The organism is Ruegeria sp. D1(2025) (assembly GCF_056536425.1).
Genome location: NZ_JBQFPO010000029.1, coordinates 1 through 5,393, shown reverse-complemented (window position 1 = coordinate 5,393; position 5,393 = coordinate 1). Strand labels below are relative to the sequence as shown.

The window sequence follows — 5,393 nt, the reverse complement described above, 5'->3', positions numbered from 1 at the left end:
AAATCCGCCGCATAATCAAACCAACCAGATGAGCCACATCCTCTCTTAGATCAGAGCGCCATCTGTCCCAAAATCCCTGACGACGGACACTAAGGATGTTCTGTTTTGACTCAAAGGAAATTTGGGTCAATCACGAGCGGCGGAACTGCTATAAAGTAGTGCCTAGTGCCCGCATGAAGTCGAATGTATTGATCACATCTACACCTTCGTCATAGCAAACGTTTCCAAGCGGGACCCTCTTTTTACACTGAGGGTCATATAGCTCGTGGGTTACGACGGTCGCTCCCAGAACTTTGGCTTTAGCTGCGACCCATGGGTCCGCACCCTCCAAAAACTTGGTCACTCCCGCAGGCTTGTAGTGCGTACTAGTGCCAAGTGCGTTGGCAATCGAACCGTAAACGTTTTGCGTGCTCTCGTCAGATACTTTCAGGAATATGTCAGAGCTTTTTCGGGCCTTCACCCATTCAGCAAGTTCGTCGTTACCTGCCGCTAGTTCGTTGTACACCATATCAATGGACCGAACGTCCACCCCTGCGAATGCCGTGTCCATAAAAGTCCAAAATGAAGGGACTAGATCGAAAGCGTAGTACCTATTTTTGGCTTCAATAAAAATATTGCTGTCTATGAGATACACTCTAGGCCTGTAACTTGCTGTAAATTGCCTTCATTTTGCTGGGTTTCGTCCCCAATAGGGAAGAAGCCTCGCGCAATAGAATTGTGCCCTGGACTGCTTCAGAAAGCACAGATCTTGTAAAGTTCTGACCATATCGAATAGGCAGCATCACATGAGGCTGAACTGGACCACTCTTATCTTTTTGCTCGGCAGCAATTTTTTTCCATCTTGCTAGTTCTTGGCGATAAAACCTGTTGTATTCAGATTGCTCGATAAGCCCCAAGTCAAGAGCCCTTCTTGCAACAACAATTCTACTAACCTTGAATGCTCCGGCAATGAGGTCAACTTGATCCTCCAGCGGGGTATCTTTTTTCCAACGTTGGAAGAACTCCTCGCTCGGCGTAAGGATTTCTGCGGCCACTTTATTGCAAAAAGCTTCAATGCGAGAGTTTTGGTTAAGCTTAGTTTCTCCGAGGTCGATGTTGGAAATTCCAGATTCCCCTAGCCACAAGTGTGCCAACTCATGCGCCATTGTAAAAATCTGTGCAGATTTTGTGTCTCTACTATTGATTATTATTAAGGGAACCATCGGATCACTTATGGCCACCCCACGGAACACTTTTACATTTAGTGGGCGACTTGTGTTGTTGCCCACCATGCTGGTTCTCATTACCCAGACGCCAGAATCTTCAGCTTGAGACACTAGAAACTTTAGATAATCCTCAAAGTTACCTTTCTTGGGCCGGGGCTGTAAATTCAGATGTTTTATGATGTCTTTTGCTACGCCAACAGGGTCTGCATTTACAGAAGTGCTTCCGATGAATTTGATTTCGTCGTGCCCTTGTTGAATTCTGTACTCTTTGAACCAATCTCTTTTGTACAGAACATCCTGCAAGAAGTTTTTGGTGTTTACATCCAGATTTCTTTCGACACTTCCAACCGTCCGAAAGTCAGTTAGTGGAAAATCCTCCTCTGGCGGCTCGTTTAAATAGAGATACCCAAACGGTATGCCGAGAACTCTGGCCATTTTTTGCGCTTGCGTGAAAGTTGGGTGGTCATCCCCATGAATCCAGGACAACACTTTTTCTTCACGGACTTTTAGTTTGTCCGCAAGTTCGTCTTCGGACAATCCTGCCCGAAGTAACGCCCAAGAAATAATGTTATTATTTATTAATGCCTTAGACATGAATTGCGCTCTTAACGCTGCTCCCTGTATACACTTTACACAAAGATATCTAGTGCGACAGTAGAAAAGGGTACAGTCTGGCGGTTGCTGTCGCCTTGTGTCGAAATTGTCAACTGGTTCATTTTTCGTCCGACCTAGTTCCGAGATGCAAATCTGATTTGTCTAAACATCCTGCGCTATGCTGTCGGAAGGCGGGGATTGGATTTTATGATTGTATTTCAAACATCTAAACTAAACCCTTCCTCTGATTTTCAAAAGTTATGCACGAAGTGATGCACTTTGTTGTAACCAATTGAAATCGCGTCTGGTAACTTGATTGAAAATCCTCGTGTCGGTGGTTCGATTCCGCCCCCGGCACCATTTTTTTTCTTAAGCAGACCCATCTGACTGGTCCATTTTGGATGTTAGTGAATCGTTGTCCCGCGATCCTCCGGGATAAAGGTTTCAAGTTCCGCGAAGCATTTGCAAGCACCGGAGCGATAATACCTTGTATCAGGTCACATTGCGGTCCTTTCCATGCCGAGACGCAGACGATGACTTCCTAAGTCATTTGATATGTTTGTCCCAACAAGCATCGCGCCTGTTAGCGTGCGCAAGCTTCGAATTTCGTACAAACTGGTACCCGCGGCCGGACTCGAACCGGCACGGCCTTCCGGCCCAGAGATTTTAAGTCTCTTGTGTCTACCATTCCACCACGCGGGCATGTGTGTCGAGCCTAATTCGGGCCTGAAAATCTCAATACGGCCACAAGGCCATGAATACAATGCGCTTCCGCCTCAAATTGTGCCTTGGTCAAATCCAGCACGCCCTCAAACCCAAGTTGCCGGAGCTAGTCGTGTGATTGGAACAACACACGCCAATTCGCCAAGCATGCAGTTAGGGTGGATGCTGCTTGCAGCTCAAGTGAAAAGTGTCCGGTCCTGATGATTGGGGTGGCCCGGACTTCCTCTTTTCGTGTTTGTAGATGCAGCAAGGCGAACAAAATTGCCGCCATTCGAAGTCACAGTTAGAACGGGGTAATATACCCGCTCGCGGTTTACCGCTATTGTACCTTTACACAGAAAACGTATTCCTTATTTTGCATGTTAAATGCTGGAGTTCCAAGGACAGGAGAACCGGAATGCCACTGACAGTCAGGGACATGATGGAGGCCGCCAACGCTGTGGTCGCGCGTATCGATTTTGCCCAAGCTTCGGAACTGCTGCGCGAGGGCGGGTTGCTGCTGGACGTTCGGGATACGCCGGAACTGGAGAGGGCGGGCCGGGCGGTCGGGTCTCATCACATTTCACGCGGGATGCTGGAGTTTAGGGCCGATAGCGGGCTGCCAACTCATGATCCTGAATTGCGCATCGACCGGCCAATCGTCCTGCACTGTGCGTCGGGCGGGCGCGCGGCGCTGGCAGGCAAATTGTTGAAGGACATGGGCTATTCCCGGGTTTACAACCTTGGGGGCCTTACTGATTGGGTCGAAGGGGGCGGCCAGACAGTCGAGCCTGTTGACCCTGGAATGACCTGACCTGAATCAAAGCCATACACATCCTGAGAATCCAATATGTGGTCAGATTCCAAAATAGGACCACACCCAATGATGCGTCTTGCTTCGATGTTGTATTCACTGATTGGAACTGCCCTGGCTGGCTCGGCCGTCATAGCTGTATTGTCTGCTGGCCTGGTTACCACGGGCGCTATTCTGGGGGCCGCTGGCGCAGGATTTGTTGCCGCCATACCGGTTTCATGGCTTGTCGCCAAACGGTTGTATCAGGGTTCGATCTGATCAGGCGTTCAAAAAGGTTCTGACGGCCGCTTCAAATTCGCGCGGTTTTTCGGCGTGCAGCCAGTGGCCTGCGCCCGGAATCTTTGCGAATTTCGCGGCGGGGAAAAGGGCGCGTATCTTGTCGCGGTGCTGCGGCAGAACATAGTCCGAGGCGCCACCGGACAAAAACAGGGCGGGCCCGTTCCAAGTGGCATCGAGTACCGGAAACCCCATGATTTTTGCCATCTCGTTTGCCAGACCGTCCAGGTTCAACAGCCACCGCTGCCCGCTGACATCCAGTGACTGAGTGAAGAAGCTCTGCAACGCTTTTTCGACACCCAGTTCTGCCAGTTGCTGCTCGGCATCCGAGCGCCGGGTTACGCGGGACAGATCGACCGCACGCATGGCTTCGATGAACTGAATCTGACTGTGGCTGTAGGTCACCGGCGCAATGTCGGCCACTACCAGTTTACGCACTTGGGCACCATGCATCAGCGCCAGGGTCATTGCTGCCTTGCCGCCCATGGAGTGGCCGACAACGTCCACGGGACCGCCGACCTGCGCAATGACCTCGGCCAGATCATCGGCCAGGTCCGGATAACCATGCGAGGCGTCCCACTTGCTGTAGGCATGGTTGCGCATGTCCACTGCAATGACCTGTCTTTCGTCCGAAAGCCGCCGCGCAATGACGCCCCAATTACGGGCCGAGCCATAAAGCCCGTGCGCGATCAGAAGAGGAGGGTTCGCGGTCGGTTCGCCATGTACGATCGTGTTCAACATGAGTGCGTGATACCCGGCAGTGAATGAAACGACCAGTCCCATTGTAGCCTGCCTCTGGCCGCGCTACATTTCCCGGTCAGGAGGCACCAATGTCGCAGGACACTGATATTCAGACCCGGATTGCAGGCACGATTGCGTTGCTGCGCGAAAAGCTGGGTGTGCGGGACAAAACCCTGTTGGCCTCGGTCAAAAGAGCCAAACGCCGACTGCCTCGCCGGATCTACAAACAGGCGCTTCTGCTGGCGAATGCGGAACAGATGGCGGCGCATCCAAGGTTGCGGCGGGTCCTGGACACTCCAAAACTTGTCAGCGCGTCCGACGAGGTGCAGGCGTATCTCGGCAGTATTGATCTGGCGGACAGAAGATGGGGCTGGTTTCTGGGGATGCTGGGTGGACTTGCGTTCAACATTCTGGCGCTGAGCGCGCTGCTGCTGCTGTTTCTGTGGTGGCGCGGCCTGATCTGAAGGTAGGTTCTGAGGCAGGATTACCTTGCCAATATTGAACTAAGTCTTTGGCGCAAAAAATGTTCCCAAAGCAGATGCGGCGCCACTGGGGCGCCGCTGCCTTGTTTTTTCGAACCGATTACAGGTTCGGGTAGATCGGGAATCGTGCGCAGAGGTCTGCGACTTCGGCTTTGACCTTGGCTTCGACCGCGCCGTTTCCGTCCTCGCCATTGGCGGCCAGGCCGTCGACAACCTCGATGATCCAGTCGGCGATCTGGCGGAATTCAACCTCGCCAAAGCCTCGTGTGGTGCCGGCGGGGCTGCCCAGACGGATGCCCGACGTGATCGTCGGCTTTTCCGGGTCAAACGGCACGCCGTTCTTGTTGCAGGTGATATGCGCGCGGCCCAGAGCCTTTTCGGTGGCGTTGCCCTTGACGCCCTTGGGGCGCAGGTCGACCAGCACCACATGGGTGTCGGTGCCGTGGGTCACGGTATCCAGACCGCCCTTGATCAACTGATCCGACAGCGCCTGCGAATTGACGACGACCTGCTTGATGTAGTCCTTGAAGGCCGGTTGCAGCGCCTCGCCGAAGGCCACGGCCTTGGCCGCGATCACGT

The 5,393-nt window shown here is 52.6% G+C and carries 7 protein-coding genes and 1 tRNA gene; 3 read left to right on the top strand and 5 right to left on the bottom strand.

Annotated features, from left to right (window positions below):
• Positions 1-148: 148 nt before the first annotated feature.
• From ACR1XU_RS22980 to ACR1XU_RS22970, 3 genes are all read right to left on the bottom strand, one after another.
• Positions 149-634: a DUF4411 family protein gene (locus ACR1XU_RS22980; protein WP_480909623.1), complete on the bottom strand. Its 486-nt coding sequence runs from the start codon at positions 632-634 to the stop codon at positions 149-151.
• 1 nt (position 635) lies between these two features.
• On the bottom strand, positions 636-1,799 hold the full coding sequence (locus tag ACR1XU_RS22975; protein WP_480909620.1) for an ImmA/IrrE family metallo-endopeptidase: 1,164 nt from the start codon (positions 1,797-1,799) through the stop codon (positions 636-638).
• Between the two features lie 616 nt (positions 1,800-2,415).
• A tRNA-Leu gene (locus tag ACR1XU_RS22970) sits at positions 2,416-2,501 on the bottom strand.
• Positions 2,502-2,919: 418 nt separating this feature from the next.
• Here ACR1XU_RS22970 and ACR1XU_RS22965 point away from each other — a divergent pair.
• Both ACR1XU_RS22965 and ACR1XU_RS22960 read left to right on the top strand, forming a co-directional pair.
• Positions 2,920-3,315 carry a rhodanese-like domain-containing protein gene (locus ACR1XU_RS22965; RefSeq protein WP_480909618.1) on the top strand — a complete coding sequence of 132 codons (396 nt, stop codon included), beginning with the start codon at positions 2,920-2,922 and terminating at the stop codon, positions 3,313-3,315.
• 69 nt (positions 3,316-3,384) lie between these two features.
• Positions 3,385-3,573, top strand: coding sequence for a hypothetical protein (locus ACR1XU_RS22960; RefSeq protein ID WP_170682516.1), 189 nt, complete (start codon positions 3,385-3,387; stop codon positions 3,571-3,573).
• Here ACR1XU_RS22960 and ACR1XU_RS22955 read toward each other — a convergent pair whose 3' ends face one another.
• Complete coding sequence (locus tag ACR1XU_RS22955) at positions 3,574-4,374, bottom strand: alpha/beta fold hydrolase (protein WP_480909615.1); 801 nt, start codon at positions 4,372-4,374, stop codon at positions 3,574-3,576.
• A 47-nt stretch (positions 4,375-4,421) separates the two neighbouring features.
• On the opposite strand from ACR1XU_RS22955, the gene ACR1XU_RS22950 reads away from it, so the two are divergent.
• Entirely contained in the window at positions 4,422-4,796 is a 375-nt protein-coding gene (locus ACR1XU_RS22950) for a hypothetical protein (RefSeq protein ID WP_170617526.1), read from the top strand.
• Between the two features lie 118 nt (positions 4,797-4,914).
• Here ACR1XU_RS22950 and ACR1XU_RS22945 read toward each other — a convergent pair.
• Positions 4,915-5,393, bottom strand: a 479-nt coding sequence (locus ACR1XU_RS22945; RefSeq protein ID WP_480915709.1) for a PLP-dependent aminotransferase family protein, incomplete at its 5' end; no start/stop codon positions are given.

What these genes read in the sequence shown, in the direction of transcription:
- ACR1XU_RS22960 (WP_170682516.1), top strand. Translation starts at nt 3,385, where the DNA reads ATGATGCGTCTTGCTTCGATGTTGTATTCACTGATTGGAACTGCCCTG.
- ACR1XU_RS22955 (WP_480909615.1), bottom strand. Translation starts at nt 4,374, where the DNA reads ATGGGACTGGTCGTTTCATTCACTGCCGGGTATCACGCACTCATGTTG.
- ACR1XU_RS22965 (WP_480909618.1), top strand. Translation starts at nt 2,920, where the DNA reads ATGCCACTGACAGTCAGGGACATGATGGAGGCCGCCAACGCTGTGGTC.
- ACR1XU_RS22975 (WP_480909620.1), bottom strand. Translation starts at nt 1,799, where the DNA reads ATGTCTAAGGCATTAATAAATAATAACATTATTTCTTGGGCGTTACTT.
- ACR1XU_RS22950 (WP_170617526.1), top strand. Translation starts at nt 4,422, where the DNA reads ATGTCGCAGGACACTGATATTCAGACCCGGATTGCAGGCACGATTGCG.